This window comes from Moraxella sp. FZLJ2109 (genome assembly GCF_024296965.1).
Classification (GTDB): domain Bacteria; phylum Pseudomonadota; class Gammaproteobacteria; order Pseudomonadales; family Moraxellaceae; genus Moraxella.
Map to the genome: position 1 here is coordinate 391,279 of NZ_CP101112.1, position 25,563 is coordinate 416,841.

General features: G+C 46.7%; 27 protein-coding genes and 1 pseudogene. 19 read left to right on the forward strand and 9 right to left on the reverse strand.

The genetic code is table 11. The features are described 5' to 3' along the window. Positions 1-14: 14 nt before the first annotated feature. The 3 genes from NKU06_RS01810 (at position 15) to NKU06_RS01820 (ending at position 2,705) form a co-directional block, all read left to right on the forward strand. On the forward strand, positions 15-977 hold the full coding sequence (locus NKU06_RS01810; RefSeq protein WP_254731909.1) for a multidrug resistance efflux transporter family protein: 963 nt from the start codon (positions 15-17) through the stop codon (positions 975-977). Further along, positions 978-1,610, forward strand: coding sequence for a trimeric intracellular cation channel family protein (locus NKU06_RS01815; RefSeq protein WP_254731910.1), 633 nt, complete (start codon positions 978-980; stop codon positions 1,608-1,610). Between the two features lie 132 nt (positions 1,611-1,742). Continuing rightward, positions 1,743-2,705, forward strand: a complete 963-nt coding sequence (locus NKU06_RS01820; RefSeq protein ID WP_254731912.1) for a bile acid:sodium symporter family protein — start codon at positions 1,743-1,745, stop codon at positions 2,703-2,705. A gap of 268 nt (positions 2,706-2,973) precedes the next feature. Here NKU06_RS01820 and NKU06_RS01825 read toward each other — a convergent pair whose 3' ends face one another. Further along, positions 2,974-4,218, reverse strand: a complete 1,245-nt coding sequence (locus tag NKU06_RS01825; RefSeq protein WP_254731914.1) for an NnrS family protein — start codon at positions 4,216-4,218, stop codon at positions 2,974-2,976. A 284-nt stretch (positions 4,219-4,502) separates the two neighbouring features. Continuing rightward, entirely contained in the window at positions 4,503-5,198 is a 696-nt protein-coding gene (locus NKU06_RS01830) for a YggS family pyridoxal phosphate-dependent enzyme (protein ID WP_254731915.1), read from the reverse strand. 138 nt (positions 5,199-5,336) lie between these two features. Between NKU06_RS01830 and NKU06_RS01835 the strand changes: the two genes are divergently transcribed. Next, positions 5,337-6,377 (forward strand): type IV pilus twitching motility protein PilT, encoded by a 1,041-nt coding sequence (locus tag NKU06_RS01835; RefSeq protein ID WP_254731916.1) that lies wholly within the window; start codon positions 5,337-5,339, stop codon positions 6,375-6,377. A 66-nt stretch (positions 6,378-6,443) separates the two neighbouring features. Here NKU06_RS01835 and fur read toward each other — a convergent pair whose 3' ends face one another. Further along, a complete protein-coding gene (gene fur, locus NKU06_RS01840) occupies positions 6,444-6,878 on the reverse strand; it encodes a ferric iron uptake transcriptional regulator (protein ID WP_253224105.1) in 435 nt (144 codons plus the stop codon). A 261-nt stretch (positions 6,879-7,139) separates the two neighbouring features. On the opposite strand from fur, the gene NKU06_RS01845 reads away from it, so the two are divergent. Beyond that, complete coding sequence (locus NKU06_RS01845; RefSeq protein WP_254731917.1) at positions 7,140-7,517, forward strand: outer membrane protein assembly factor BamE; 378 nt, start codon at positions 7,140-7,142, stop codon at positions 7,515-7,517. A 104-nt stretch (positions 7,518-7,621) separates the two neighbouring features. On the opposite strand, the gene NKU06_RS01850 is transcribed toward NKU06_RS01845, so the two are convergent. The 4 genes from NKU06_RS01850 to NKU06_RS01865 all read right to left on the reverse strand — a co-directional run bounded on the left by NKU06_RS01850 (position 7,622) and on the right by NKU06_RS01865 (position 10,554). Next, positions 7,622-7,966, reverse strand: a complete 345-nt coding sequence (locus NKU06_RS01850) for an RnfH family protein (RefSeq protein WP_254731918.1) — start codon at positions 7,964-7,966, stop codon at positions 7,622-7,624. Next, positions 7,963-9,045 carry a hypothetical protein gene (locus NKU06_RS01855; RefSeq protein WP_254731919.1) on the reverse strand — a complete coding sequence of 361 codons (1,083 nt, stop codon included), beginning with the start codon at positions 9,043-9,045 and terminating at the stop codon, positions 7,963-7,965. Before NKU06_RS01855 ends, NKU06_RS01850 begins: the two co-directional genes overlap by 4 nt. A 124-nt stretch (positions 9,046-9,169) precedes the next feature. After that, complete coding sequence (locus NKU06_RS01860) at positions 9,170-9,865, reverse strand: cytochrome c (protein WP_253224109.1); 696 nt, start codon at positions 9,863-9,865, stop codon at positions 9,170-9,172. A 386-nt stretch (positions 9,866-10,251) separates the two neighbouring features. Then, complete coding sequence (locus tag NKU06_RS01865) at positions 10,252-10,554, reverse strand: cytochrome c5 family protein (RefSeq protein ID WP_254731920.1); 303 nt, start codon at positions 10,552-10,554, stop codon at positions 10,252-10,254. Between the two features lie 194 nt (positions 10,555-10,748). Here NKU06_RS01865 and yihA point away from each other — a divergent pair, with 194 nt between their 5' ends. The 3 genes from yihA (at position 10,749) to NKU06_RS01880 (ending at position 12,843) form a co-directional block, all read left to right on the forward strand. Then, positions 10,749-11,474: a ribosome biogenesis GTP-binding protein YihA/YsxC gene (gene yihA / locus NKU06_RS01870; protein ID WP_254731921.1), complete on the forward strand. Its 726-nt coding sequence runs from the start codon at positions 10,749-10,751 to the stop codon at positions 11,472-11,474. Then, a complete protein-coding gene (gene rsmI, locus NKU06_RS01875; protein WP_254731922.1) occupies positions 11,467-12,303 on the forward strand; it encodes a 16S rRNA (cytidine(1402)-2'-O)-methyltransferase in 837 nt (278 codons plus the stop codon). The genes yihA and rsmI overlap by 8 nt, the downstream gene beginning before the upstream one ends. A gap of 93 nt (positions 12,304-12,396) precedes the next feature. After that, positions 12,397-12,843 carry a GatB/YqeY domain-containing protein gene (locus NKU06_RS01880; protein WP_253224113.1) on the forward strand — a complete coding sequence of 149 codons (447 nt, stop codon included), beginning with the start codon at positions 12,397-12,399 and terminating at the stop codon, positions 12,841-12,843. 243 nt (positions 12,844-13,086) lie between these two features. Here the strand turns inward: NKU06_RS01880 and NKU06_RS01885 are convergent, their stop codons facing one another. After that, entirely contained in the window at positions 13,087-14,625 is a 1,539-nt protein-coding gene (locus tag NKU06_RS01885; RefSeq protein WP_254731923.1) for a M48 family metalloprotease, read from the reverse strand. Positions 14,626-14,890: 265 nt separating this feature from the next. On the opposite strand from NKU06_RS01885, the gene NKU06_RS01890 reads away from it, so the two are divergent. From NKU06_RS01890 to rpoH, 9 genes and pseudogenes are all read left to right on the forward strand, one after another. Continuing rightward, positions 14,891-16,534, forward strand: a complete 1,644-nt coding sequence (locus tag NKU06_RS01890; protein WP_254731924.1) for an ABC transporter substrate-binding protein — start codon at positions 14,891-14,893, stop codon at positions 16,532-16,534. Between the two features lie 62 nt (positions 16,535-16,596). Beyond that, on the forward strand, positions 16,597-16,728 hold the full coding sequence (locus NKU06_RS11535; RefSeq protein WP_256521281.1) for a hypothetical protein: 132 nt from the start codon (positions 16,597-16,599) through the stop codon (positions 16,726-16,728). A 12-nt stretch (positions 16,729-16,740) separates the two neighbouring features. Next, a pseudogene (locus NKU06_RS01895) lies at positions 16,741-18,198 on the forward strand (ABC transporter substrate-binding protein). Between the two features lie 192 nt (positions 18,199-18,390). Continuing rightward, entirely contained in the window at positions 18,391-19,311 is a 921-nt protein-coding gene (gene oppB, locus NKU06_RS01900; RefSeq protein ID WP_254731925.1) for an oligopeptide ABC transporter permease OppB, read from the forward strand. Between the two features lie 34 nt (positions 19,312-19,345). Further along, positions 19,346-20,245 carry an oligopeptide ABC transporter permease OppC gene (oppC, locus tag NKU06_RS01905; protein ID WP_254731927.1) on the forward strand — a complete coding sequence of 300 codons (900 nt, stop codon included), beginning with the start codon at positions 19,346-19,348 and terminating at the stop codon, positions 20,243-20,245. A gap of 63 nt (positions 20,246-20,308) precedes the next feature. Then, positions 20,309-21,286, forward strand: a complete 978-nt coding sequence (gene oppD, locus NKU06_RS01910; RefSeq protein WP_254731929.1) for an oligopeptide ABC transporter ATP-binding protein OppD — start codon at positions 20,309-20,311, stop codon at positions 21,284-21,286. A 3-nt stretch (positions 21,287-21,289) separates the two neighbouring features. Beyond that, positions 21,290-22,273: a murein tripeptide/oligopeptide ABC transporter ATP binding protein OppF gene (oppF, locus tag NKU06_RS01915; RefSeq protein ID WP_254731931.1), complete on the forward strand. Its 984-nt coding sequence runs from the start codon at positions 21,290-21,292 to the stop codon at positions 22,271-22,273. A gap of 110 nt (positions 22,274-22,383) precedes the next feature. Beyond that, positions 22,384-22,716, forward strand: coding sequence for a sulfurtransferase TusA family protein (locus NKU06_RS01920; protein WP_254731933.1), 333 nt, complete (start codon positions 22,384-22,386; stop codon positions 22,714-22,716). Between the two features lie 418 nt (positions 22,717-23,134). Next, positions 23,135-23,992, forward strand: a complete 858-nt coding sequence (gene rpoH, locus NKU06_RS01925) for an RNA polymerase sigma factor RpoH (protein WP_254732108.1) — start codon at positions 23,135-23,137, stop codon at positions 23,990-23,992. Between the two features lie 64 nt (positions 23,993-24,056). Here rpoH and NKU06_RS01930 read toward each other — a convergent pair whose 3' ends face one another. Beyond that, positions 24,057-24,710 (reverse strand): IS1595 family transposase, encoded by a 654-nt coding sequence (locus NKU06_RS01930; protein ID WP_254728721.1) that lies wholly within the window; start codon positions 24,708-24,710, stop codon positions 24,057-24,059. A gap of 102 nt (positions 24,711-24,812) precedes the next feature. Here NKU06_RS01930 and NKU06_RS01935 point away from each other — a divergent pair, with 102 nt between their 5' ends. Beyond that, entirely contained in the window at positions 24,813-25,187 is a 375-nt protein-coding gene (locus NKU06_RS01935; RefSeq protein ID WP_253224122.1) for a DUF423 domain-containing protein, read from the forward strand. A gap of 50 nt (positions 25,188-25,237) precedes the next feature. Further along, positions 25,238-25,438 (forward strand): sulfur carrier protein ThiS, encoded by a 201-nt coding sequence (gene thiS / locus NKU06_RS01940; protein ID WP_254731935.1) that lies wholly within the window; start codon positions 25,238-25,240, stop codon positions 25,436-25,438. The last annotated feature ends 125 nt before the right edge of the window (positions 25,439-25,563 follow it).

Consider the following 25,563-nt stretch of genomic DNA (forward strand, 5'->3'; position numbering starts at 1 on the left):
ACAAGGATGTCATGATGCTAAAACTTATCCTAATCGGTGTGGTCGCAGGGGCATTTTTTAGCTCAACCTTTGTACTCAATGAGCTAATGGCGAGCCAAGGCGGTCATTGGTTTTGGTCGGCATCATTACGCTATGTGTTCATGTGGCTATTGTTATCAGCGATGATTAGCATCAAAAGCGGTGTCGGTACGCTTGTCGGTTTGTGCCGTTTATTTGGCGAGCATTATAAATTTTGGTGCATCGCAGGTGGTATCGGCTTTGGGCTATTTTATGCACCGCTATGCTTTGGTGCGGATCATGCACCTGGATGGGTGATCGCAGCGACTTTTCAGTTTACGACAGTGGCAAGCCTGATCGTGCTTGCACTCTTTGGCGAGACGATCAATAAAAAAGTGATCGCCACCAGCGTGCTGATCTTTGCCGGGGTGGTGCTGACCAATATCGGTGAAGGCTTACATGGCGGTACGACAGGTTCGCTGATGACTTTGCTACTGCTTGGTGCATTGCCTTGTTTGGTGGCTGGATTTTGTTTCCCGATTGGCAATCAACTGGTTTGGTATGCCACTCGTCCACCATCAACGCATCCTTTGTTATCCAAAGTACCGCATTTGACCAGCGAGCTAATGGCAAGTCCACTGCACAAGGTATGGCTACTGTCGGCAGGCTCGCTACCGTTTTGGTTGGTGCTTGGGCTCATCGTACAGCCGCCGATGCTGGGTGTATCACAAGCGTTTAACGCCCTATTGGTCGCCTTATTTGCTGGCGTTATTGCCACATCGCTATTTTTGTACGCTCGCTCAAAAGCAGTCAATGGCGGTCAAATCGCTGGGGTCGATGCCACTCAAGCCACCGAAGTGATTTTTTCGCTGATTGGCGGTGTGCTACTACTTGGTACGCCGATACCATCGGTGATGAGCTGGATTGGCATTGTGATGGTGAGCGTTGGAATTGTGTTATTTTGTCGGATGCAAAGTTAGATGAATTTACCGTTTAGCCCTGAACAAATGATCTATCTATTGGATATGGTCGGCATCATCGCCTGTGCGATTGCTGGTACGACGCTTGCTCTGTACAAGCGATTTGATTTGTTTGGCTGTATCTTGGTGTCGATGGTCAATGCCATCGGTGGTGGCACACTTAGAGATGTGATGCTAGGTCGCCATCCGCTGTTTTGGATGATGGATCTCAGCTATGTCATCGTGATTACACTGACATCGATTTTGGGGCAGATGTTTTTTTATCGTCATCAGAAGATTGATGGGATGTTAAAATTATTTGATGCTATCGGTTTGGCAGCGTTTAGCGTGATTGGTCTGACGGTGGCGTTATCGCTTGATGCACATCCAATCATTGCCATACTGATGGCGGTGATGACGAGTATCGCAGGCGGTATCATGCGTGATATGATCTGCAATGAAATCCCCCTAGTGCTCCAAAAAGAAATCTACATCTCAGCCAGTATCGTAGGCTCAGTGCTGTATCTGGCACTACTGCACTTCGGTGTCGCCGACTGGGTGCGTGAGACGGTGGCACTGATTAGCATCTTTGGCATACGGATGCTGGCGGTGAAGTTTGATTGGCATTTGCCATCGATACAGTTGAGACGGTGAAATATCACTAGCGGTCAGTTGATACATCAATAAAAAAGCTTGCATGGTTATAACATCTATTCATTTGAATCAGTCATAAAATTCACTGATAATACAACGGATAAATTAAACAGCGATGAAGGATTATACATCATGCCATTTTTGGTTAATGTCAGTCAGCAACTGACTCGTTTTACTGCACTGGTGATCATCGCCGCTGCAATCATTGCTATGATCGAGCCTGTCACTTTTTCATGGGTAAAAGGCAATGCCCAAATGCTTGTTCTAGGGACAATCATGCTTGGCATGGGAATGACATTGGGCAAGCAAGATTATCAAATCTTAGCCAAGCGCCCTTTCGATATTTTGGTCGGCACCATCGCGCAGTATACCATCATGCCACTACTTGCTATCGGTATCAGTAAAATGCTAAATCTATCGGATGGTTTAACATTGGGTTTGGTACTGGTCGGCTGTTGTCCTGGTGGCGTATCCTCAAACATCATGAGTTATCTTGCCAAAGGTGATGTTGCATTTTCTGTCGGCATGACAACCGCTTCAACCATTTTGGCACCCGTCATGGCACCGTTATGGATGTTATACTTGGTCGGCGAAACTGTCGCTATGGACGGTTGGGGTATGTTCAAATTTATGCTGATTGTCACCTTATTCCCTGTGCTAATCGGCTCATTTGCCAATATCACTCTACAAAACAAATCATGGTTCGCTGATGTCAGAAATATTATGCCAGGTGTGGCTGTGCTTGCTTTTGCCGCTATCGTAGGTGGTGTGGCAGCCGTACATGGTCATCGATTTTTTGAATCAGCCTTAGTCATGGTCGCTGCCATCGCACTGCATAATATCGGTGGCTATTTACTGGGTTATTTTTCTGGTGCATTTATGGGAATGAATACCGCCAAAAAGCGTACGCTTGCCATCGAAGTGGGTGTACAAAATGCTGGTCTTGCTACAGGTCTGAGTGCAAAATTTTTCCCTGCCAATGCTGAATCTGCCGTTGCCACTGCGGTTGCTTGTGTTTGGCATTCCATTTCAGGTACTGTACTTGGCAATGCTTTTGCTTGGTGGGATAAAAGAACCAAATCCAGCTCTGATTAATTCCTGCGGCTTTAAATTTATTATGCCATTGTCCCATTAGATAATTTTCAATAATCAAACAGGACAATGGCATATGCTATTTAGTCTAAACTTATGAAATGCACTCGATTCAGTCCATCTGATATTTATGACATAATTATAATCTAACAAGGTATCAAATCTCCGATGATAAGCTATAGATTTCAACCACCTTATTCCAATACACCTCCGACCGCCCCAATATCCAAATCACTATCTCAGTCTTATTAAAACCCCTAGAAGTAAATCACTACCCCATCACCCCATCAACTCTCGGCTGCATCAGCATCCGCCCAAAGCCAATGACAAATAGCACAAAACAAATCATCCACAAGCCCTGCGCATAAGCAATTAACGCCATATAATCATCAACAAACAGCGGCAGCGCCGAGCGCACCAACACACAGCCAATCATCAGCGCAAACATCACGCCAACCAAGCGCGGCGGCTCATGGATATTGCGACCTGTATGCCCAAGGCTAACACGCGCCATCATCGCCACCGTCATCATGCCAATACCCGTCAAAGCAAGCAAATGCACGCCTGCATTAATCGGCAAATCCAGTATCGGCGTCACGCTCAGCATGACAAACGCCGCCACCATGCCCCAAAACGACAGATACAGCGACCATAACAGCGGCTTAATCCAAATGCCGTGATGGTGCCAGCCAATCAATCGCCATGCATTGATAAATGCACACACCGCCGCCCCAAGTGATAGCAGCCACGGCACATCTGCCAAAAACCCGATGACAAACACCACAAAGCTCACAAGGCTCATACGATCACGCCACGCGGCATTCGGCAGACTCACCTGCTCGCCTGTGGGCTTACGGTCTTTACCGACGGTGACGCCTTTTTCGATAAAAAATGGTAGCACACGCCGACCAATCGTCAGCACCACACCAATCACCAAAAACAGCGCAACATACAGCGACAGCCACTGACCGCCCGTATACCCAACACTACTGGCAAGCAAAAATCCCAACTGACATAAGAGCAGCAGCACAAGCTTGGCAACGATACCCGCTTGGCGTTTTTGGCGCACAAGCCACACCGCACGCGTCACCACCGCCGTCACCAATGCCCAAAAAATCACATCTGCCATCAGCGCGATCAACAGCACACCTTTGACAACATCATCAGCAATGAATAATGCGGCTGCGAACAACACGCGCGCCACAAGCCACGGCAGATAAATGCCAAACAGCTTCCAGCCCACAGGCATCGGCACGCTGGTCCATGCCTTCACCGCCGTCAGCAAAAACCCAGCAATCACCGCCAGCGCATAGCCAAACACCATCTCATGCCCATGCCAATAAAACAGCGATATGCCAAAATCTTTAAGCATCACGCTCGGCGAGACAATCAGCGCATAATGCCACAGCAGCATGGTAATGATGGCAAACACCGCCGAGCTTAGGAAAAACACACGAAAGCCAAGATTCAGCAGCGGATGCGGGGATTTTTGTGGTTTGGCGATATTAATCAACATGGCAATCACCTTAGGATTTGGTTGTTATAATAAATTTGCTTGACAATCATCCACTTATCCCAAAAATAGAGTATTTTTTATAACTTTATGATTTTTAATGAGATTTTGGGATGTATCACATACATCTATGGATAATTTTAAGACAAATTAATAATTTATCAGTCAAATATTAATCAAGTTATCATGGATAAACGGTAAATTTTACTGTAAATCATGGCAATCGATTAAGCAATACTTCTAAAGTGGCAACGGTGCAAAAATCAGCGATATTTTAATGGTGCCAATCACTGACTATAATCTCGCTCACCAAAAATCGCCGTTCCCACGCGCACCATCGTTGAGCCATGCGCCACCGCATCTGCCATATCACCACTCATGCCCATACTGATACTATCCCATGCGGCAAGTTCAAACCGCTCTGCCATCTCATCGAACAATGCTTTTGTGCGTACAAATGCATCACTACCATCTTTACTTGGAATGACCATCAAGCCACGCAAGCTCAGATTTTCGCACGCTTGAATACAAGCAATCAGGGCAGGCACTTCATCGGGCGTGCAGCCCGATTTGCTGTCTTCGTCGTCGATATTGACTTGGATTAGGACATTTAATGGTGGCAAACCTGCGCGCTGCTCGTTCAGACGCGTGGCGATCACTTCGCGCGAGACGGTATGCACCCAGTCAAAATGCTTGGCAATATCACGCGTCTTATTGCGCTGAATGCTGCCGATATAATGCCAGACGATCGGCAAATCATTCAGCTCATCCATCTTCGCCATCGCTTCTTGCAGATAATTTTCCCCAAAATCCACCTGCCCTGCCTGCACCAAAGCGCGAATCATCGCCGCAGGCTTGGTCTTGGACACCGCAAGCAAGCCACACGGATGGCTGCGATGTGCTGCATCATTGGCAGCTTGTAGAGCAGATTTGACAGCGTGAAAATTGGCAAGCAGTTGATTATTATCGATATTTTGGTGCATAGGATACCTTGATTGGGCGAGATGGTCAAAAATCTGGTTCAAATTTATGCCAATTATTGTAGCACAAATCAGCCTGCGCTTGCGATGACTTGGCAAATTTGCTTTAATAAGCATTTTTAAAGATTTTTGGCAGATTTTATGCTTAACCTAACCAACTTACTCACTTTCGCCCATGCCCAAGGCGCGTCTGATTTGCACTTATCCACCGGCAATGTCTTTATGCGTATCGATGGCGTGCTTACGCCTGTTGCCCTGCCTACGCCCGATCATCAGATGGTGAGCGATCTGTTGCGCTCGGTGATGAGTGATGCGCAGTACCAGACTTGGCAAAATGAGCTTGAATGTGATTTTGTCATCGAAGTGACGGGCGTGGCGCGCTTTCGTGTCAATGCCTTTTTTCAGACGCATGGTGCAGCGGCGGTATTTCGCACCATTGCAAGTACTGTACCAAGTCTACATAGCCTATTTGATGATGAAATTTGTCAGATTCTTGAGCATATCAGCTACGCCAAATCAGGGCTTGTACTGGTCACAGGCAGCACAGGCTCGGGCAAATCCACCACGCTTGCCGCCATGGTCAATGCCATCAATCGCACACAAGCTGCACACATTCTCACCATCGAAGACCCGATTGAATATCTACACCCGAGTGATAAATCTCTCATCAGTCAGCGACAAGTCGGCAAGGATACGCACAGCTTTAGCCATGCGCTGCGCTCAGCACTGCGTGAAGATCCTGATGTGATTTTGGTCGGTGAACTTCGCGACCTTGAGAGCATTCGCCTTGCACTCACCGCTGCTGAGACTGGGCATTTGGTACTGGCGACGCTACACACTATCAATGCCGCCAAGAGCATTGATCGCATCATCGATGTGTTTGATTCGCATGAGAAAAATATGATTCGCACCATGCTTGCCGACTCGCTTACCGCGATCATCGCACAGCGGCTGCTGCCAAAGACAGGTGGTGGACGCGTGGCAGCATTAGAGATTTTGCAGCATACGCCTGCGGTAGCGAATTTAATCCGCGAAAATAAGCTTGCGCAGCTGCCATCAGTGATCCAAACAGGGCAAGCACACGGTATGACAAGCCTTGATCAGTCGCTATTATCACTGGTCAAACAAGGCAAAATCAGTAAAGAGACGGCGAATTTAGCCGCAAAAGAGATGGTGTTTTGATTCACACATCGATAAAGACATCAACAAAAAAGGTTTGAGATTCATCAAACCTTTTTTAATCATCAATCAGCTTTCGGCTGTCTTTTGGCACTCACTACTGTCGCACACGCCATACAGCACCAATGAATGCCCCGACAGCTTAAAGCCATGTTCTTCAGCGACTTTAAACTGCTCTTGTTCGATGATTTCGTTATGAAACTCAACAATCTTGCCACAGACATCACACACCAAATGGTCATGGTGCTCATCTTGGACAATCTCAAACACCGATAAGTTATTCTCAAAATTATGACGCTCAACGATACCCGCCTGCTCAAACTGCGTCAGCACGCGATACACCGTCGCCAAACCCACATCCTCACCCTGCTCAGCCAAAGCGCGATAAACATCTTCAGCACTCATGTGATGATGTTCTGCATTTTCTAAAAGCTCAAGAATTTTAATGCGTGGTAAAGTAACTTTTAAACCTGCTTTGCGCAAATCTTTGTTGGTGAATGCCATGGTTTGCCCTTAAAAATTCTACAAAATTCAATAATGATAGATAAGCGATAATTTACCACAAAAATCACGCCAATGCACCTATAAATCCAAGCAACTTCACAAAACATCACGATAAGTTTTACCAAATCATTGAGCAGTTTTTTCAAAATGTAACTGGCGCGCGCTGTTTTCACGATTTTACTTGCATAATCGCCAAGTTGTGTTTAATATGGTCGCAATTGTATTTTATTGACTTTGAACTACTCACCCTTGGGAGTGATGATGAAACAAGCAACCATCTTAAAAATCGCCAGCATTGGCCTGGTGTCGGCATTGACGCTGACAGGCTGTAATATTTTTCGCGTTTATACCATCGATTTACCGCAAGGCACGCCATTAAGCCAAGAGCAGGCATCACGCGTACAAGTCGGCATGAACCAAAACCAAGTGCTGTACTTGCTTGGCTCGCCTGCCATGCGCGACACCCTAGCACCGAACCGCTGGGACTATATCTATGACTACACCGCAGGCACGGACGGCAAGCGCAAAAAACAAAAAAATGTCAAAAATGCCACGCAGTACATGAGCATTTATTTTGACAATCAAGGTCGCGTCGCGCGCATCGAAGGCACAGGCAGCCTACCTGAAACGCGTCATTGATTGACTTGTGATGATTTTGAACAATCATCAATCATCATAAACCAAACGCCCAAAGCAATGAGTTTTGGGCGTTTTTATGTGTAGATTTTGCAAAATTATAAAAATCACAACGGTCGATAGCCGAGCTTTTTTAATTTCACTTTTGATTTGGATTTACGCTTAGCCATCGGATCGATGGTTAAAGGTCGATAAATCTCAATGCGATCGCCAGCATTGAGTACAGTATCTAAACGCACTTTTTGGCTATAGATACCGACATACCACGCCTTGTGATTGGTGTCGCATGACAGATGTTCATCGCACCAAGTGGTAAACTTCGCCAAATTCGGCAAATTCAGCACGCCACTTGAGCGCAGGGCGTTGATGATGGTTGTGCCTGCAGGGACGCTCAGCTCTTGATAATGCTGCTGCCCCTGCTCATCGACATAAGCGATCGCAATGTCTATCATATCAGCCACTGCATCACCAAGCCAACAAATGCCACAATAATCGCGATCGGCACAATGATGCGCACCAATACGCGCCATAGGTTATAGCGAAGCTCTGAGCCGAAGTTCAAGGTCTTACGCAAGTGACTGATTTTCATCACAAATCCTGAGAAAATCGCCAATGACAATACCGCAACCAAACTCAGCACGATCAGTGCCATCAACAGCGCCTGCACAGGCACAATACTCAGCACCATGCACAAAACCAATGTCACCGCCGCACCGATAATCATACCAAAGCGCGCCATCAGCTGCATACCAGCATAATACAGTAAAAAGGCAGCGATCAAAAGCATGCCAAGACTGGTCATCACAAAGGATAACTGTCCTACCAATGCATTACCTGCTAGCAAAGCAAACGCACCAAAAATCAGCTGCGTCAGCCAAATCGGTAAAATATAGCCTGTTAATGATTTCTTAACCTGCATCAAACTTGGTGCGATGCTGACACCACCAAACCAGTACAAACCACTGCCAACACCCACGCACAGTAGCGCAAGCACCACTGCCTGTGCCCATTCGCCCAAGCTTGGCGCGGTCAGCACAGGCACGCTCACGGAGCTGTCAAACAGTGCCGCCACTGAACCTGCTAAGATCAATAGCATCCCCACAGGCAATAGGCGCGCTTTTAATAAACTTAAAATCAGCGCAATCACCGACACACCTGCCGCAAGACCAAGCGTCGGCACATTCACCGTACGAAACACATCAGGAAACTGCGATACCGCACCTACCGCAATGCGCGCACTGATGCTTGATGCGATCAAAATCGCCACCAATACCGACAGTACAGCAAAGATACGCCACACAAGGCTTGCATCCGCTTCACGCGTAAGCTTCTGCATTCCCTGCCAGGGTGTCGCTGCCGAACGCGCCGACAGTGCAAATTCAGCGAACAGCACAGGCAGACCAACCAGCACCATCGCCACAAACCACAGCAACCAAAAATCCAGCTCACGCGCCATATTCGGTGCTACTTGACTGGCAAATAACAGTGGCAAACTGCTCGCCACAAAAAATACCGTATAACGATGTAACATAGGAATATCCTATCGAAAATGTCGTACTATTTTAGCATATTTATCATAAAATGCAGTAAATGCTGTCTGCGCGTATCAGCAACAAAAAAAGCCCAGTAAAGGGCTTTTTTGGGAAAATCACGAATCAGTGTACCGCTGCTAGGTATTCTGATAGGATCTTGATGTCGCGATCTGACAGACGCGATGCAACCATCTGCATCATGCCTTTTTCGCCTTTTTTGGCAGCGTCATTGGTACGCACTTCCATATCGGTCGCCACATCATCTTCACGACCTGCAGCACGGAATAGTTTTAGCTGAGTCGCTAGGTAAGTCGCGTGCTGACCGCCTAGGCGTGGGAATGCTGCATAAGCATTGCCTGCACCTTTTGGATCATGACAGCCTGCACAAGGAATCACGCCACGCGTCTTATCGCCACCTAGGTATAGCTTGGTCGCTGCAGCGACAGTGGCTTTATTACCATAGCTTGGTGTCCATGGTGCTTGGTTGGCATAGTAGCCTGCGACATTGGCAAGATCTTGCTGAGTTAGACCCACCAGCTGAGCTTCCATCACACCATTACGGCGTGCTTTATTTTTGAAATCTACCAATTGCTTGTACAGATATTTGATATTTTGACCGGCTAGGTTTGGCTGCGCTGGTGCAACGCTCACGCCATTTGCGCCATGACACGCGGCACAGTTGACATCCACGATCGCTTTACCCGCTTCGATATCATAAGCAGGCACAGGATAAGAAACAGCATTGGCTGACAAACCAGTCAGACCAACACCCAGAGCTAGGGCAAATTTGGCTAGTGTTGCTTTTTGTGCAGGTTTCATAACAATTTCCTACTAACTTGGCTAAATCTTGGTTCGTGTAGCGCGACTGAAATCCTATCCAATATTCAGTACACCGTCTATATGCTAGACCGCTAACAAGGCATTATTCCTAAAACTTGGGCTATTATAGCAAGATTTGGCTAAATTTTCCTACAAAAATTGTGGTTTTGGTAACATTTTTTTAAAAAATTTTCGCCAAACACACCATCCAAGCAGTAATTTTATCAATTTTTATAAATAAATCAATCATTTATCATCACGGCTTATCATCAAGCCGCACTGATACATCACAGCAATCCCTGCTGATTTTAGCAATATTGGCAGTCTTGACAAGCGATATTATGCCAAGTGTTATCGCCAAATAAGCCACTCAGCAAGCTTGAAAATTATTTGCTCATATACTCGATCAATTGCTTAAAATCTTCATCGCTACAAGCCTTGCACAGCCCCATCGCAGGCATCTGTGGCATACCTTGGCGCGTGGATTTGACAAGTCCATCCATGCCTTTTTGAGATTTTAGCTTTTGCCAAGTGGCGGTATCACCTGTTTTTGGGGCGTTTAGATTGCCTGAATCATGGCACGCCGCGCAGCTTTTTTGGTAAGTGTCCGCAGTATCCGCGTGTGATACCATGCCAAGTACACTCAAACCAACAAGTGCAATTGCACCGATCATCTGTCGTAATTTCATAAACTTTCTCACAAGTAATGACGGCTGTTAGCACAGCCAATGTCTTTATTATGGGCTTTTTTCGAATAATTACAAGTATTATTGAGTAAAGTTAAGCGATTTGTACAAATGTTGAACAGTTTGGTACTTTTACATTTTCAGATTGGGGCAAATCATGATAAACTTAAGTGAATTTTTTATTTTGTGAAATCCTTATGAGCGCAGCGTATCTCAAGCAAATTCGCCAAACCAGTTTTTTGATGTCGGCACCGACTTTTAAGCTTTGTCCTGCAGATTCAGGGTTTGAAGTGGCATTCGCTGGGCGTTCAAACGCAGGCAAATCATCAGCGATCAACACCATCACCCAACAAAAACAGCTCGCCCGCTCATCCAAAACCCCAGGGCGCACGCAGATGATCAACTTTTTCACCGTCGGGCATGAAGACGCGCGCATCGTCGATTTACCAGGGTATGGCTATGCTGCCGTGCCTGAGAGCATGAAAATCAAATGGCAAAAAGAGCTGGAAGAATATCTGGTGTCGCGCAAATCCTTGGTGGGCTTGGTACTGATGACCGACATTCGCCATCCGCTTAAGTATTTTGACGAGCAGATGCTGCACTGGGCAAAAGATGGCGGTCTGCCTGTGCATGTGCTACTGACTAAGGCAGATAAGCTTAAACGCGGCGCGCAAAAAACCGCCCTACTTGCCACCAAAAAACAACTACAAGCATTGGGTTTGCCATTTAGCATTCAGCTGTTTTCTGCGCTTAAAAAAGAAGGTCTAGATGAACTTGGAGCGGTACTTGGCGAATGGCTACATTTAGATGAATTAAATAATATCGCCAAAGATGCACAAAGCAAATCTGAAGAAAGCGATAAACTTAACGCTATAAATACCACTGATACCACCAACGATCAGCAAGGTGAATCCCATGAATAATGGCACTTTGTACATCGTCGCTACCCCGATCGGCAATCTGTCTGACATCACTGAGCGCGCCATCGCGACGCTCAAATCCGTCACCGTGATCGCTTGTGAAGATACACGCACTTCAGGTAAATTATTAAATTATTTTAACATCACTACACCGACCATCGCCTATCATGAGCATAATGCCGACAGCCAAACCACCAAAATCATCGAGCGACTACAACGCGGTGAATCGGTCGCTTTGATCAGCGATGCAGGCACGCCACTTGTCTCTGACCCTGGATTTCGCTTGGTCAAGGCGGCGCACGAAGCGGACTTGACCGTCGTGCCGATTGTCGGGGCGTGCGCGATGATTGCAGCGTTATCGGCGGCAGGCTTGCCATCGGATAAGTTTAGCTTTATTGGCTTTTTACCTGCCAGGACACATGGACGGATTAAGACGCTTGATGAATGGGCGAATCGCGCTGAGACTTTGATTTTTTATGAAGCGCCGCATCGCATCAATGAGAGCTTAACGGACATGGTGGCGGTATTTGGTACCGATCGTGAAGCGGCGCTATGCCGTGAGCTGACCAAGACTTTTGAGACGATTAAAAAACTGCCACTGGGCGAGCTACTTGACTTTGTCAAAAATGATGGCAATCAGCAAAAAGGCGAGATCGTGCTTGTTGTCGCAGGTAAAGATAATGATGCACAAACCCCAGAGGATTATGATGCGTGGTTATCAAGAATTGCTCAAGATTTGCCACCAAAAAAAGCAGCTGCCATCGTCGCTGATGTCTTGGGGCTAAAAAAATCAGCGGTCTATGATCGCCTGCTTGAATTACAAAAAGCATGAATAATACCACCAATCTTGGCAAAGATGCAGATATATACCACAAAAGATTAAGTAGTTTAAATAAAAAATCAAACAATCAAATAGGAGTATGCCATGAGCTTAAAACAAACCATGACCGATGCCGTTAAAACTGCAATGAAAGCCCGTGAAATGGATACGGTCAAGGTGCTGCGCAATGTGCAAGCAGCCATCAAAAAAATCGAAATCGATTCTCAAGTAGAGCTTGATGATAAAGCCGTACTTGAACAGCTACAAAAACAAATCAAACAACGCCAAGAATCTCTAACCATCTATCAAGCCAATGGTCGTGAAGATCTTGCCGAAAAAGAGCAGTTTGAGATCAATGTCATTGAGCAGTTTCTACCGGCACAATTAGGTGAAGATGAGCTTAACACTATCATCGCTGCTACCATCGCAGAAACTGGCGCAGCTGGCATGAAAGACATGGGCAAAGTGATGAATGCCGTCAAAGAAAAAACCGTCGGTCAAGCTGATCCTGCAGTGATCTCAGGCTTGGTGAAAAAGGCGCTGTCGGCGTAAATAATTTGGGTAAGTTGTGGCTTGTCAGATAGTCAAGCCACAACTTTAAGCATGGTTATTTACACATAATTTTGAAAATTTTATTATAAAAATCAGGCAGCTTTGGTACATTGGTGCGTATAACGCACCCTATGGCGACTGTATCTCTAATACATTATTTGTACAATGAGCCGAATTATAGGGGTATTGTATACACCCTTTATCAGACCTGAAATCAAGCAGTTTATCAAACATCATCGCCGCTTAAGGTCGAAAATCCCTTGCGCTGATCACCGCATCTTTATCCTTGGCAAGCATCGCGCGCATGAGCTTAGTGCGATCACTACCTGCCGCCAACTCATCAGCCTGCGCCAATGACTGCAGCGCCCCTTGATATTGCCCGCGCCACAGCTCCACTTGGCTACGCGCACGCAGTGCATTGATGGTAGCGATAGTGGTAGCATGATCACTAGTGGCAGTGCGCGCCATCAGCTCATAAGCTTGGGCAGACAGCTGCCACGCGGATAAGTCATGTGAGCCATCGAAAGTTAATGGTGAGAGAAGTGCATTTGCCGCTTGCCCATCACCTGCATGGATATGATACTTTGCCAAAATCAAGCGCAAATCACGGCGTTCTGGATAAATCGCTTGGCACGGCTTAATCATCTCAATGGCTTGATCATACTGCTTTTGGGCAAATACCAAATGCGATTTGGTGATACATACCAGTACATCAGCAGCGTCAAATCGCCCTACTTCCAGCACCTGCGTCGCTTCACGGTGACGCTGTGCATCAGCCAGCCATGATGCCAGTGCTAAGCGCGCACCTTCACTTTGTGGCGCATTGGCGACAAGCTCTGCATAAGTCGCCTGCTTGGTCAAATATTTGATGCGCCACGACCAGCGATCGAACAGCTTGGCTTGTTCATGCTTGGCAGTCATCACAGGCTTGGCATAGCTTGCCGCGCGTGCAGACGCTTCACTCATGCGCTCGGCGGTGAATGGATGCGACTGCATGAAGCTTGGCATAAAGGCATTTTTGGCTTGATTGATATTCAGTTGTCGCTGCAAACGGCTGAAAAATCTCGGCATGGCATGAGCATCATAGCCCGACTGCACCAAAATCTGCATACCCACGCGATCTGCTTCTTTCTCATTCTCACGGCTGTGCGTCGCTGCCGACTCTGCTGTCGCCGTCTGGCCACCCGCCATCGCAAGTAGCGCCGCATCACCACCTGCCGCCGATGCCGCGATCGCCGCGATCAAACCACCAAGCTGTAGCGCCATCAGCTTTTTGTTATTCTCCATCCGCGATTCATAATGCCGCTGACTGATGTGTGCAATCTCGTGCGCCAGCACACTTGCCACTTCATCAAGCCCTTGCGCCGCCAAAATCGTCCCCGTATTCATCCCGATCAGACCACCTGGTACAGCAAAGGCATTCATGCTGTTATCGACGATCAGCGGTGTGGCATACAGCTGCTGCGTGCGCACTTTAGCATTCAGCTCTGCCGATAGCTGCACCAATACTTGATTCGCCCACGGATCTTCGACAAGTGGCAAATCATCATAAATCTGCCGCAGCGACCACGCAGCGATCTGCTCATTGCGATAAGTGTCATAAAAATTTGCACCTGCGGTCATGCTCGGCAAGCTAAATGCCGTCGGTGCTGTCGCTGCCACACTCGCCGTCGTCATCAGTGACAAGCCCAGAGCGATCGTCAGCGATCGCGCGGTTAAGCGGCTGGCAGTTAAGCGGCTAGAAGTTTTCGTGTGAGTAGTTGGAAGTTTGGTGATTTTCATATACTTGGGCGGCTTTGCTTAAGTTCGGTTTAGGGTGTTTTGGGTAAGGTTTAAATATTGTCAATTTACCATCAAACCCATCATCAATCAATCATGAACATATCCCGAAATTGTACTAGAAAATTGGTGCGCCGATGTGTCTTTGGCACATCTTTTTGTTATTGGCATTGACAAGGTTGTAACATTTTGCCAAGATAAGCGCCAAGATTGTGTAAGAACATTGTGTCAAATTTCACCGAATTTGCCACCAAAAAAGGACTGAGTTATGAAACCATCATCGCTATCACTGCGCCTGTTGGGTGTGTTGGGTCTGTGTACGCTGAGCGCCTGTGGCACAAGCCAAACCGACGCGCCTGCCGCCGTGCACAGCAAGCCCACCGACCCAAAAGCACTCATCATCAACAACGGCGCTGAGCCTGAATCGCTTGATCCGCACAAGGTATCAGGCGTGCCTGAGTCGAATATTTTGCGTCAGTTGCTCGTTGGTCTGGTCAGTACCGATGATCAAGGCAACACCATCGGCGGCATGGCGACGAGTTGGACAACGACGGATAACAAGGTATGGACTTTCACCCTAAACGATGATGCCAAATGGTCCAATGGCGATGCAGTGACGGCACACGATTTCGTCTATAGTTTTCGCCGCTTGACCGACCCTGCAACCGCATCACCTTATGCCAGCTACCTTGTCGATGCCAAAGTCATCAACGCCCAAGCCATCATGGACGGCACGGCAAGCCCTGAGAGCCTTGGCATCACCGCCATCGATAATCGAACGCTACAGATCAGCTTATCTGAGCCCGTGCCGTATTTCGTCGATATGCTGATCCACACCGCCACCCTGCCCGTGCACCAAAAAACCATCGAGACATTCGGCGATAAATGGACGACGCCTGAGCATTTCGTGGGTAATGGCGCGTATCGTCTGAGCGCTTGGCAGGTCAATGAGCGCATCGTGCTTGAGCGTAATCCGATTTATTTTGATACCCAAAATGTCGCCATCGATAAGGTGACTTTTTTGGCAATTCCCCAAGCATCCACCGATGTACAGCGTTATCGCGCAGGCGAGATTGACATCAGCAATGAAGGCTTACCACCTGAGCAATATGCCAAGCTCAAACAAGATCTGGGCGCTGAAGTCGTCGAACCGCCCAAGCTATGCACTTATTATTATGAGTTCAATCATACCAAGCCACCGTTTGATAATACCGATGTGCGAAAGGCACTGGCCTTGACATTAGATCGTGAGATCATCACTGACAGCATTCTAAAACAAGGGCAAACGCCTGCGTATCAATTCTCACCGACGACCATCGGCGGCATCACGCCGTTTGAGCCTACATGGAAAGCGATGAGCAAGGATGAACGCATCGCCGAAGCCAAGCGACTGCTTGCTCAGGCAGGCTATAGTAAGGGGCATCCGCTGAAGTTTGAGCTGCTTTATAATACCAATGAACAGCACAAAACTCTGGCGGTGGCAGCAGCGGCACTATGGAAAGAAAATCTGGGATTTGTAGAAGTTAATCTTAATAATCAAGAATGGAAAACCTACCTAGAAACTCGCCGTAAGCAGAATTATCAAATGGCGCGTGGCGGTTGGTGCGCTGATTATAATGAAGCATCGTCATTTTTGAACACCTTTAAATCTGATAACAGCAACAACTATGGCAAATACAGCAGTGCTGCCTTTGATAACATCATGAACAGCACACTTGGCAATACCATAGACACTAAGGCGCGCGCTGAATTGTACCGTCAAGCCGAAGCACAACTGGATCACGATACAGCGACGATTTTTGTGTATCATTATACCGCGCCGCGCTTGGTGAAATCTTATGTACAAGGCTTTCCCATCCATGATCCCTTGGGGAATTGGCAAGTCAAAAACCTAAGTATTCGCGCAGATTGATTGTATAAATTTATTAAATAATTATCAAAAAAGGATCACCCATAACCAAACCGATGCTATTGATGACAAGCTTAGCCCTAGCGCTGAGCGCGTGTTCATCGGACAATACGCCCAAAAAAAATAGCACAGCCCAAACCAATCCAACAGGCATCACCATCAATAATGCCAGTGAGCCTGAGACACTCGATCCATAGCTTGCCAAAGGCGTGCAAGAAGGCAACATCATCCGCCAGTTCGCCGAAGGTCTAGTCAGTACCAACAATGACGGCAAGCTCATTCCTGCCATCGCAGCCGAATGGTCATCACCTGATAATAAGGTCTGGACTTTTAAGCTGCGCGATGCCAACTGGTCCAATGGCGATGCGGTGACTGCCGATGATTTCGTCTATAGCTTTCGCCGACTGGTCGATCCTGCCACAGGGTCGGATTATGCAAGAAGCTACCTAGATGATGCCAAGGTGCTGAACGCCCAAGCGATCATTAATGGCAATGCAAGCCCTGACACACTTGGTATCAAAGCCATCGATGCCAAGATGCTAGAGATCACTTTATCTGAACCCGTGCCGTATTTTGTTGATATGATGACGCACTGGTCGGTGCTGCCCGTGCATCGCGCCAGTGTCGAAAAATTCGGCGAAAAATGGACAGATCCTGCCAATATCGTCGTCAATGGCGCGTACAAGCCAAGTCAATGAGTGGTGAACGAAAAAATCGTACTGACCAAAAACCCAAGCTACTATGATGCCAATGCGGTACAAATTGAGAGCCTAACGCTGCTGCCAATCCACCAAGCTACCGCCGATGTGCTGCGCTATCAAGCAGGCGAGATCGACATCACTGCAAGCGAGCTGCCATCTGAGCAGTTTGATAAGCTCAAAGCCGACTATGGCAATGAGCTAAAAACCGCGCCTGCGCTGTGCACTTATTATTTTGACTTAAATAACCAAAAGCCACCGTTCGATGATCTGCGTGTGCGGACAGCACTGGCTTTGACACTAGATCGTGAGCAGATCGCAGATAAGGTGATGGGTCAAGGGCAAATCGCCGCTTATCAATTCACCCCAGCTGCCATCAAAGGCAGTGTCAATTTCACCCCAGAATGGCAAGCGTGGAGCATGGATCAGCGTATCGCCAAAGCCAAAGAGCTGCTTAATGAAGCAGGCTATAATGAACAAAATCCACTGAAGTTCGACCTACTCTACGACACCAACGAAAGCCACAAGAAAATCGCCCTAGCCGCTACAAGCCTATGGAAACAAGCGATTGGCTTTATTGATGTAAACTTAACAAACCAAGAATGGAAAAGCTATCTTGACAGCCGCAGTAATGGCAATTATCAAATGGCACGCGCGCGTTGGTGCGGTGATTATAATGAAGCATCGACTTTCCTAAACTTATTAAAATCAAACAACACCAACAACTGGGCGCGCTATCATTCGGCTGAATATGACGCGCTGATGAACCAGACCTTGCGCGCAGGTCTCAGTGACGCTGATCGCAATAAGCTGTACGAACAAGCCGAAGCGATCTTGGATAAGGACCATGCACACATCGATGTGTTTTATTATGCCAATGTGCGCTTGGTCAAATCACGCGTCGGTAATTATTCCAACAGCGATCCGCTAGATCTGTGGCGCGCCAAATATTGGACGATCAATCCATAATCATCAGCCGCACCACCCAAAGCCTGCCTGTATCGGCGGGCTTTTTTATGCAAAAAGCACGGCGAAATTTTGCCAATCATGCATGGAACTTTTGCTATAATAACGCTCATTATTCTTAAGTCCAAGCCTTAGATAAGCCTTAGGATTGCTTGGTTGATCCACCAAAACCAGCGTGGCAAACAAAGGATTTTTATGTTCAAACTCATCATTCGACGCACGCTAGAAGCCATTCCAACGCTGCTATTTTTGATTACCATTTCTTTTTTTATGATGCGCTTAGCACCAGGCAGTCCTTTTACTGGTGAGCGTAACTTGCCACCTGCCGTCCTTGCCAATATCGAAGCCAAATACAATCTCAATGACCCACTTTGGCTACAATACCTAAATTACCTAAAACAACTTCTACACGGTGATTTTGGCCCATCTTTTAAATACAAAGACCATACCATTAATGGACTGCTGTCTGATGCTCTGCCAGTCTCGATTGAGCTTGGTATCTATGCATTTGTGATTGCAGTCATTATCGGTGTTACTATGGGTGTCATCGCAGCACTCAAGCAAAACAGCGTATTTGACTACAGTCTGATGACGCTGGCAATGGCCGGTGTGGCAATCCCAAGCTTTGTCAAAGCGCCGCTGATGGTGCTGATTTTTGCAGTAACGCTCAAATGGTTCCCAGCAGGTGGTTGGAACGACGGTGCGTTTATGAACCTAGTACTACCTGTCACTGCTTTGTCCCTAAGCTATATCGCAAGTATCGCTCGTATCACTCGTGGCTCGATGATTGAGACGATGAATTCTCAGTTTATCCGTACGGCTCGCGCCAAAGGTCTGCCACTGAGACACATCGTCATCAAGCACGCCCTACGCCCTGCATCACTACCTGTCATCTCATATCTTGGCCCTGCATTTGTCGGCATCATCACAGGCTCCATCATCATCGAAACCATCTTTGGTCTGCCAGGGATTGGTCAGCTATTTGTTAATGGTGCATTGAACCGTGACTATAGTTTGGTGCTTAGCTTAACCATTTTGGTTGGTGTCTTGACCATCGTATTCAACGCCATCGTTGATATTCTATACGCTGTCATCGACCCAAAAATCAAATACTAAGCGTTCGATTACGATATTTTTTAAAGGATTGTTTATGTCTAACACTGCAAGTGCCACGCAAGCACCTACTCAAGTCAAAGAAATCAAAGGACGCAGTCTATGGCAAGATGCTTGGCGTCGCTTTTCTCATAACAAAGCCGCTTTGGTCAGTGGATTTATTCTGCTACTGATTACCGCTTTTGTGGTTTTTGTGCCGATGGTTGCGCCATTTGGCTATGCCGATACTGACTGGGCAAATATGGCATCAGCACCATCGATGGAGACCAAGCACTATTTTGGTACGGATAACCTTGGCCGTGACCTGTTGGTGCGTACTGCTGTCGGTGGTCGCATCTCACTCATGGTCGGTATCGCTGGGGCATTCGTCGCGGTACTATTTGGTACTATCTATGGCGCAATCTCAGGCTATGTCGGTGGTAAAGTGGATATGCTGATGATGCGTTTTGTTGAAGTCTTGAACGCATTCCCGTTCATGTTCTTCGTGATTTTGCTTGTGACTTTATTTGGTCGTAACATCATCTTTATCTTTGTTGCCATCGGTCTGGTATCTTGGCTTGATATTGCTCGTATCGTGCGTGGTCAAACCTTGAGCCTAAAAAACAAAGAGTTCATCGAAGCGGCTCATGTCGGCGGTGTTTCGGGCTGGAAAATCGTGACTCGCCATATCGTACCGAATGTCTTGGGTGTGGTTGTGGTCTATGCATCGCTACTTGTCCCAAATATGATTATGTTCGAATCATTCCTAAGCTTTCTAGGTCTGGGTGTCCAAGAGCCGATGACCAGCTGGGGTGCACTACTACAAGAAGGTTCACAGACCATGCAAGTCTCACCATGGCAACTGCTTGTACCATCTGTTTTCTTGACCATCACCCTGTTCTGCTTTAACTTCATTGGTGACGGTCTGCGCGATGCACTTGATCCAAAAGACCGCTAACAGATGACACAGATTTAAGGATATTAACAAGGTATGGCGATTGTCATACCTTAGGAGAACAACATGGCTTTATTAGAAGTATCAGACCTAAAAGTCAAATTTGCCACCGAAGACGGCTTGGTCACTGCCGTCAATGGACTCAATTTCAAACTCAATCAAGGTGAAACGCTTGGCATCGTCGGTGAATCAGGCTCAGGTAAATCCCAAACCGCCTTTTCGATTCTAGGATTGCTTGCCAAAAATGGTCGCACCGAAGGCTCAATCAAATTCCGTGACCAAGAACTGGTCGGAATGCCAGAGCATGAACTGAACAAAATTCGTGCTAATGAGATCGCCATCATTTTCCAAGATCCGATGACCAGCCTAAACCCATTTATGAAAGTGGGCGATCAGCTGTCTGAAGTCTTGGTACTGCATAAGGGCATGAGCAAGGCCGAAGCTTGGGAAGAATCCATCCGTATGCTTGATGCGGTCAAAATCCCCGAAGCTCGTAAGCGTATCGGTATGTATCCGCATGAGTTCTCGGGCGGTATGCGTCAGCGTGTGATGATTGCGATGGCGCTACTATGCCGTCCAAAGCTACTGATTGCTGATGAACCGACCACCGCACTCGATGTCACCGTACAAGCACAAATCATGGCACTACTAAACGACCTAAAGCGCGACTTTGACACCACCATTATCATGATTACTCATGACTTGGGCGTCGTGGCAGGCACTTGTGATCGTATCCTAGTGATGTATGCTGGTCGTACGATGGCATATGGTAAGACCGAAGAGATTTTTTATAATCCGACGCACCCATACACCATCGGTCTGCTTGGTGCTGTGCCACGCCTAGACAATGACAACGCACGTCTTACCACCATTCCTGGTAACCCACCAAACCTACTGAACCTACCAGTCGGCTGCCCATTCGTTGAGCGTTGCCAATACGCCATGGATATCTGCCACAGCACACCGCCTGAGCTACAATTCTTGCCGAATGAGCGTCAGCGCGCCTGCCACTGGAAGCACCCAAATCTACCTGTAGGAGAATAATGCATGAGTACCCCACTATTACAAGTTCGCGATGTACAAACGCATTTTGATATCCATCAAAAAGGTGCGTTCTTTTGGCAAAAACCAGCAACTCTCAAAGCCGTCAATGGCGTGTCATTTGATCTAAAAGCCGGTGAAACCTTGGGTGTCGTTGGTGAGTCAGGCTGTGGCAAATCGACATTGGCTCGCACCATTATCGGCTTGGTCAAAGCCAAATCAGGCAGCATCCTATTTGATGGTGAAGAGCTTGTAGGCTTATCTAAAAAAGACTGGAAGAAAAAACGCCAAGAAATTCAGATGATTTTCCAAGATCCGTTGGCATCATTGAACCCCCGTATGACCGTCGGTGATATCATCGCAGAGCCGCTACGCACTTATCACCCTGAGCTTGGTAATGAAGAAATCGGCAAGCGCGTGCGTGAGATCATGAAAAAAGTCGGTCTATTGCCCAATGTCATCAACCGCTATCCGCATGAGTTCTCAGGCGGTCAGTGTCAGCGTATCGGCATCGCTCGAGCTTTGATCCTACGCCCAAAGCTAATCATCTGTGATGAACCAGTGTCAGCACTGGATGTCTCGATTCAAGCACAGGTGATCAACCTACTTCAAGAAGTCCAAGAAGAGATGGGTTTGGCACTGATTTTCATCGCTCATGACCTATCTGTCGTCAAGCATATCTCAGATCGTGTGCTAGTGATGTATCTGGGCAACGCTGTCGAAGTCGGCACTGATGTCGCTGTCTATGACAAACCAACTCATCCATACACCCAAGCACTGATGTCAGCTGTACCTTTGCCTGATCCAGATCTTGAACGGAGCAAATCAGTACAGCTACTTGAAGGCGATCTACCAAGTCCAATCAATCCACCATCAGGCTGTGTGTTCCGCACTCGCTGCCCAAAAGCCACCGACGCTTGTGCTCAGACCAAGCCAAGCCTTGCTGGTAATGAGGATCATCAAGTGGCGTGCTTACACGCACAGGTGTAATCATCCCAATCATCCAAATCCGCTCAGAAATGGGCGGATTTTTTACTTGTAAAAACTGTCATCAACCCCATATCTTGAGCAATTTTGTTGGTAATTTGGTAATTTTATTCATGTCGCACACCCTATTTGACAGCGTCGATACCGCCGAACAGTCGCTACTTGAGCAAGCACTTACACAAGCTGTTGCCACGCATGGTCTTGATATGGCGATGGTGAGTCATTTTTTTGATGCACGCCATCTACCCTGCCCAATGCCACTACTCAAAGCCAAGCTTAGCCTACGCTCAGTCGCCGATGGCAAGGCACTGTATCTGATTGCTACGGACAAAAATTCTCAGCACGACTTGGTGGCGTTTTGCCAAAAAAATGGCCATACCGTCCATGCATGGCAAAGTGAGCAGGGCTCATCGATCATTTATCATTTTATTATCATAAAAAATTAATAGACTATATTGAACACCTAAAAATTACTACAAGCTTTGCTGATTGTAAAATTTATAAAACAGTCGCATCTAGCACTAGCCACGACCGCCAATTTGCCGTACAATACAAAGCAATGAATAACGATATTTTGTGAAAAAAAACATGGCACCAAAAAACCGACACGATGACTATCACGATGATTATGATGGTCATAACTATGAGCATTATGACGACGGCTACGATGATGATTATGCCGATTATGAAGATGTGCTTGATGATGATCTCATCAGTGAGCTGGATGATTTTGATGAGACATTGATTGACGATATTGATGAGCTGGATGCATCAGACACCCAAGTCATCAAAAAACGCCCACAAATCATCGACCACGGCGACACCGACAAGCACAACATCCCAACCAAAGAACTCGTGCCTGCAATGCCGACTCACCTTGCTGCGCCTGGTGTTAATCTCGGTGCCTATATCAATACTGTACATCAGATTCCGATTCTCACCCCCGAACAAGAACAAGAGCTTGCCCAGCGTTACTATAATGATGGTGATGTCGAAGCCGCACGCCTACTGGTGATGAGCCATCTACGCTTTGTGATTCATATCGCACGCAGCTACTCAGGCTATGGACTATCTCAAGCCGATCTCATCCAAGAAGGCAACCTTGGTCTGATGAAAGCCGTCAAGCGATTTGACCCCAATAAAGGCGTGCGACTGGTCAGTTTTGCGGTGCATTGGATCAAAGCAGAGATTCATGAATTTGTCATCAAAAACTGGCGTATCGTCAAAGTCGCCACGACAAAAGCGCATCGCAAGCTGTTTTTTAATTTAAGAAGTCTTAAAAAATCCAGCAATCAGCTGACACTCGAAGAAGCTGAAGCCATCGCCAATGATCTGAATGTCACTGTCAAACAAGTGCTTGAGATGGAATCACGGCTAACCAGCTACGATGCTTCTTTTGAAGCACAAGATTCGGATGATGAAGACGGGCGTTATGCACCGCAGTTATTCTTAGAAGATGCTGCCGACCCTGCTGATATGGTCGAAGAAGCCGACTGGGAAGAAAACACCACCAACGCCCTAAAAGATGCGATGGATAGCCTAGATGATCGCTCACGAGACATCATCACCCAAAGATGGCTTGCTGACCAAAAATCCACCCTGCATGAGCTTGCCGCGGTGTACAATATCTCAGCCGAGCGCGTACGCCAAATTGAGAAAAACGCCATGGATAAAATCAAAGAAGCCATTACCTTAGATCGTATGATTATTGATAATGACTAAAAAGTTGGTTTTTCTCCTTATAAGCCTAAGGCAATTTTTTAAAAGGGGCTGTAGTAGATAAGGTCTAAATCCCACACCATTTTCTCAATATTTTAAGCTGATTAGATGGTGTACTGTAGTTAAATCTAAACTCACATTCTTTGATAAAAAGATGGAAGTTTTTCTTGTCAATGCCATTGTATTTTCTAAGTACTCGTTTAGCTTGAGACCAGAAATTTTCAATGCCGTTGATGTGGTTGTGGTCTTTGACAAACTCTTTGGAATGATTGATGCGAAAGTGTTTAAACTCACTCACATCAAGAGCATTATAGCTTCTGTAACTATCTGTGTAAACGATGCTATCTGGCTTGATTTTGCTTGAGATGATAGGCATTAAGGTGCTTTGCTTGGTATCTTTTACCACAACAGTATAAACCTTGCCATTACGCTTCAAAAGACCAAATACAGCTGTTTTACCACCAGCGCCACGACCTCGCTTACCTTTGCGAATGCCACCGAAGTAGCTTTCATCAAGCTCTACTTCACCATCAAACAAAGTGTGAGCTTCAAGGTTGAGATTATATTCTATCACAAGTCTGATTTTGCGGTAAAATAAAGCTGCTGAATTGTGCTGAATGCCAAGCAAATCACTTGCTGTTCTAGCAGTAACTTGTGCAACAAAAAATTCAAGCAGTTTTATTTGAACTTTTTTACTTAATTTACAACGAGTTATCTTCATGTTTGTAGTATAGCATAAGTGCTAATCTACTACAGCCCCTTTTAAAATTTTATCAATCCAAATTGGATTTAAACCACCATCTACTTGGGACTGAAATCTTTGATGAACTGGCTAAAAATAGCAGCGATTAACCTTGCCATCGGCGTCGGTCTTGGGGCGTTTGGTGCACATGGTCTTAAGAAGATCGCCACGCCCTATGCCATCGAGATTTGGCAAACAGCGACATTATATTTATTTGTCCATGCCTTAGGACTACTTGCCATTGGCGTGTTGCACACTGTCTGCAATCATCGCGCGACCAAATCCGCCATCTGCCTACAGCTTGGCATCATCATCTTTAGCGGCAGTCTGTACGCGATGGCACTTGGCGCACCCAAATGGCTTGGAGCGATCACACCAATTGGCGGTATGCTATTTATCATCGGCTGGCTGATTTTGGCATTTAGCACGGCTAAGCCTTACAAAAATACGATTTGATAATCAGTTTAATCATTAAAAATTTTTAAAAAATAAATGGGATGACTGCGATGAAAAACATCACTTTAAATGGACAAGCACAAAACAGCAGCGCCGACACTGTACTTGCTTTATTAGAAGAGTATAGCCTAACCCAAGGACGCTTTGCCGTTGAGATCGACGGTCAGCTCGTCCCAAAATCTCGCCTAGGCACAACCACCCTAGCAGATGGCATGAGCATCGAAGTGGTGCAAGCGGTCGGCGGCGGCTGATAAAAAATACCCAATGACAATCGCAAGCCTGTTAGTAAAAAGCAATCATCATCGGGTATCGGCTTTACTATCGCACAGTTTATATGACTTTGCAAGCAGTTTTGATTGCCCAACGCAAGTTTTTT

Coding starts and splice junctions, on each gene's coding strand:
- NKU06_RS01825 (WP_254731914.1), bottom strand. CDS start 4,218: ATGTTGATTAATATCGCCAAACCACAAAAATCCCCGCATCCGCTGCTG.
- NKU06_RS01815 (WP_254731910.1), top strand. CDS start 978: ATGAATTTACCGTTTAGCCCTGAACAAATGATCTATCTATTGGATATG.
- oppB (WP_254731925.1), top strand. CDS start 18,391: ATGTTCAAACTCATCATTCGACGCACGCTAGAAGCCATTCCAACGCTG.
- NKU06_RS01865 (WP_254731920.1), bottom strand. CDS start 10,554: ATGAAATTACGACAGATGATCGGTGCAATTGCACTTGTTGGTTTGAGT.
- NKU06_RS01890 (WP_254731924.1), top strand. CDS start 14,891: ATGAAACCATCATCGCTATCACTGCGCCTGTTGGGTGTGTTGGGTCTG.
- oppF (WP_254731931.1), top strand. CDS start 21,290: ATGAGTACCCCACTATTACAAGTTCGCGATGTACAAACGCATTTTGAT.
- NKU06_RS01860 (WP_253224109.1), bottom strand. CDS start 9,865: ATGAAACCTGCACAAAAAGCAACACTAGCCAAATTTGCCCTAGCTCTG.
- NKU06_RS01830 (WP_254731915.1), bottom strand. CDS start 5,198: ATGCACCAAAATATCGATAATAATCAACTGCTTGCCAATTTTCACGCT.
- NKU06_RS01920 (WP_254731933.1), top strand. CDS start 22,384: ATGTCGCACACCCTATTTGACAGCGTCGATACCGCCGAACAGTCGCTA.
- NKU06_RS01820 (WP_254731912.1), top strand. CDS start 1,743: ATGCCATTTTTGGTTAATGTCAGTCAGCAACTGACTCGTTTTACTGCA.
- NKU06_RS01850 (WP_254731918.1), bottom strand. CDS start 7,966: ATGATAGACATTGCGATCGCTTATGTCGATGAGCAGGGGCAGCAGCAT.
- NKU06_RS01880 (WP_253224113.1), top strand. CDS start 12,397: ATGAGCTTAAAACAAACCATGACCGATGCCGTTAAAACTGCAATGAAA.
- oppD (WP_254731929.1), top strand. CDS start 20,309: ATGGCTTTATTAGAAGTATCAGACCTAAAAGTCAAATTTGCCACCGAA.
- NKU06_RS01835 (WP_254731916.1), top strand. CDS start 5,337: ATGCTTAACCTAACCAACTTACTCACTTTCGCCCATGCCCAAGGCGCG.
- rpoH (WP_254732108.1), top strand. CDS start 23,135: ATGCCGACTCACCTTGCTGCGCCTGGTGTTAATCTCGGTGCCTATATC.
- NKU06_RS01930 (WP_254728721.1), bottom strand. CDS start 24,710: ATGAAGATAACTCGTTGTAAATTAAGTAAAAAAGTTCAAATAAAACTG.
- NKU06_RS01845 (WP_254731917.1), top strand. CDS start 7,140: ATGAAACAAGCAACCATCTTAAAAATCGCCAGCATTGGCCTGGTGTCG.
- fur (WP_253224105.1), bottom strand. CDS start 6,878: ATGGCATTCACCAACAAAGATTTGCGCAAAGCAGGTTTAAAAGTTACT.
- NKU06_RS01935 (WP_253224122.1), top strand. CDS start 24,813: ATGAACTGGCTAAAAATAGCAGCGATTAACCTTGCCATCGGCGTCGGT.
- thiS (WP_254731935.1), top strand. CDS start 25,238: ATGAAAAACATCACTTTAAATGGACAAGCACAAAACAGCAGCGCCGAC.
- NKU06_RS11535 (WP_256521281.1), top strand. CDS start 16,597: ATGACAAGCTTAGCCCTAGCGCTGAGCGCGTGTTCATCGGACAATACG.
- rsmI (WP_254731922.1), top strand. CDS start 11,467: ATGAATAATGGCACTTTGTACATCGTCGCTACCCCGATCGGCAATCTG.
- NKU06_RS01810 (WP_254731909.1), top strand. CDS start 15: ATGCTAAAACTTATCCTAATCGGTGTGGTCGCAGGGGCATTTTTTAGC.
- oppC (WP_254731927.1), top strand. CDS start 19,346: ATGTCTAACACTGCAAGTGCCACGCAAGCACCTACTCAAGTCAAAGAA.
- yihA (WP_254731921.1), top strand. CDS start 10,749: ATGAGCGCAGCGTATCTCAAGCAAATTCGCCAAACCAGTTTTTTGATG.
- NKU06_RS01855 (WP_254731919.1), bottom strand. CDS start 9,045: ATGTTACATCGTTATACGGTATTTTTTGTGGCGAGCAGTTTGCCACTG.
- NKU06_RS01885 (WP_254731923.1), bottom strand. CDS start 14,625: ATGAAAATCACCAAACTTCCAACTACTCACACGAAAACTTCTAGCCGC.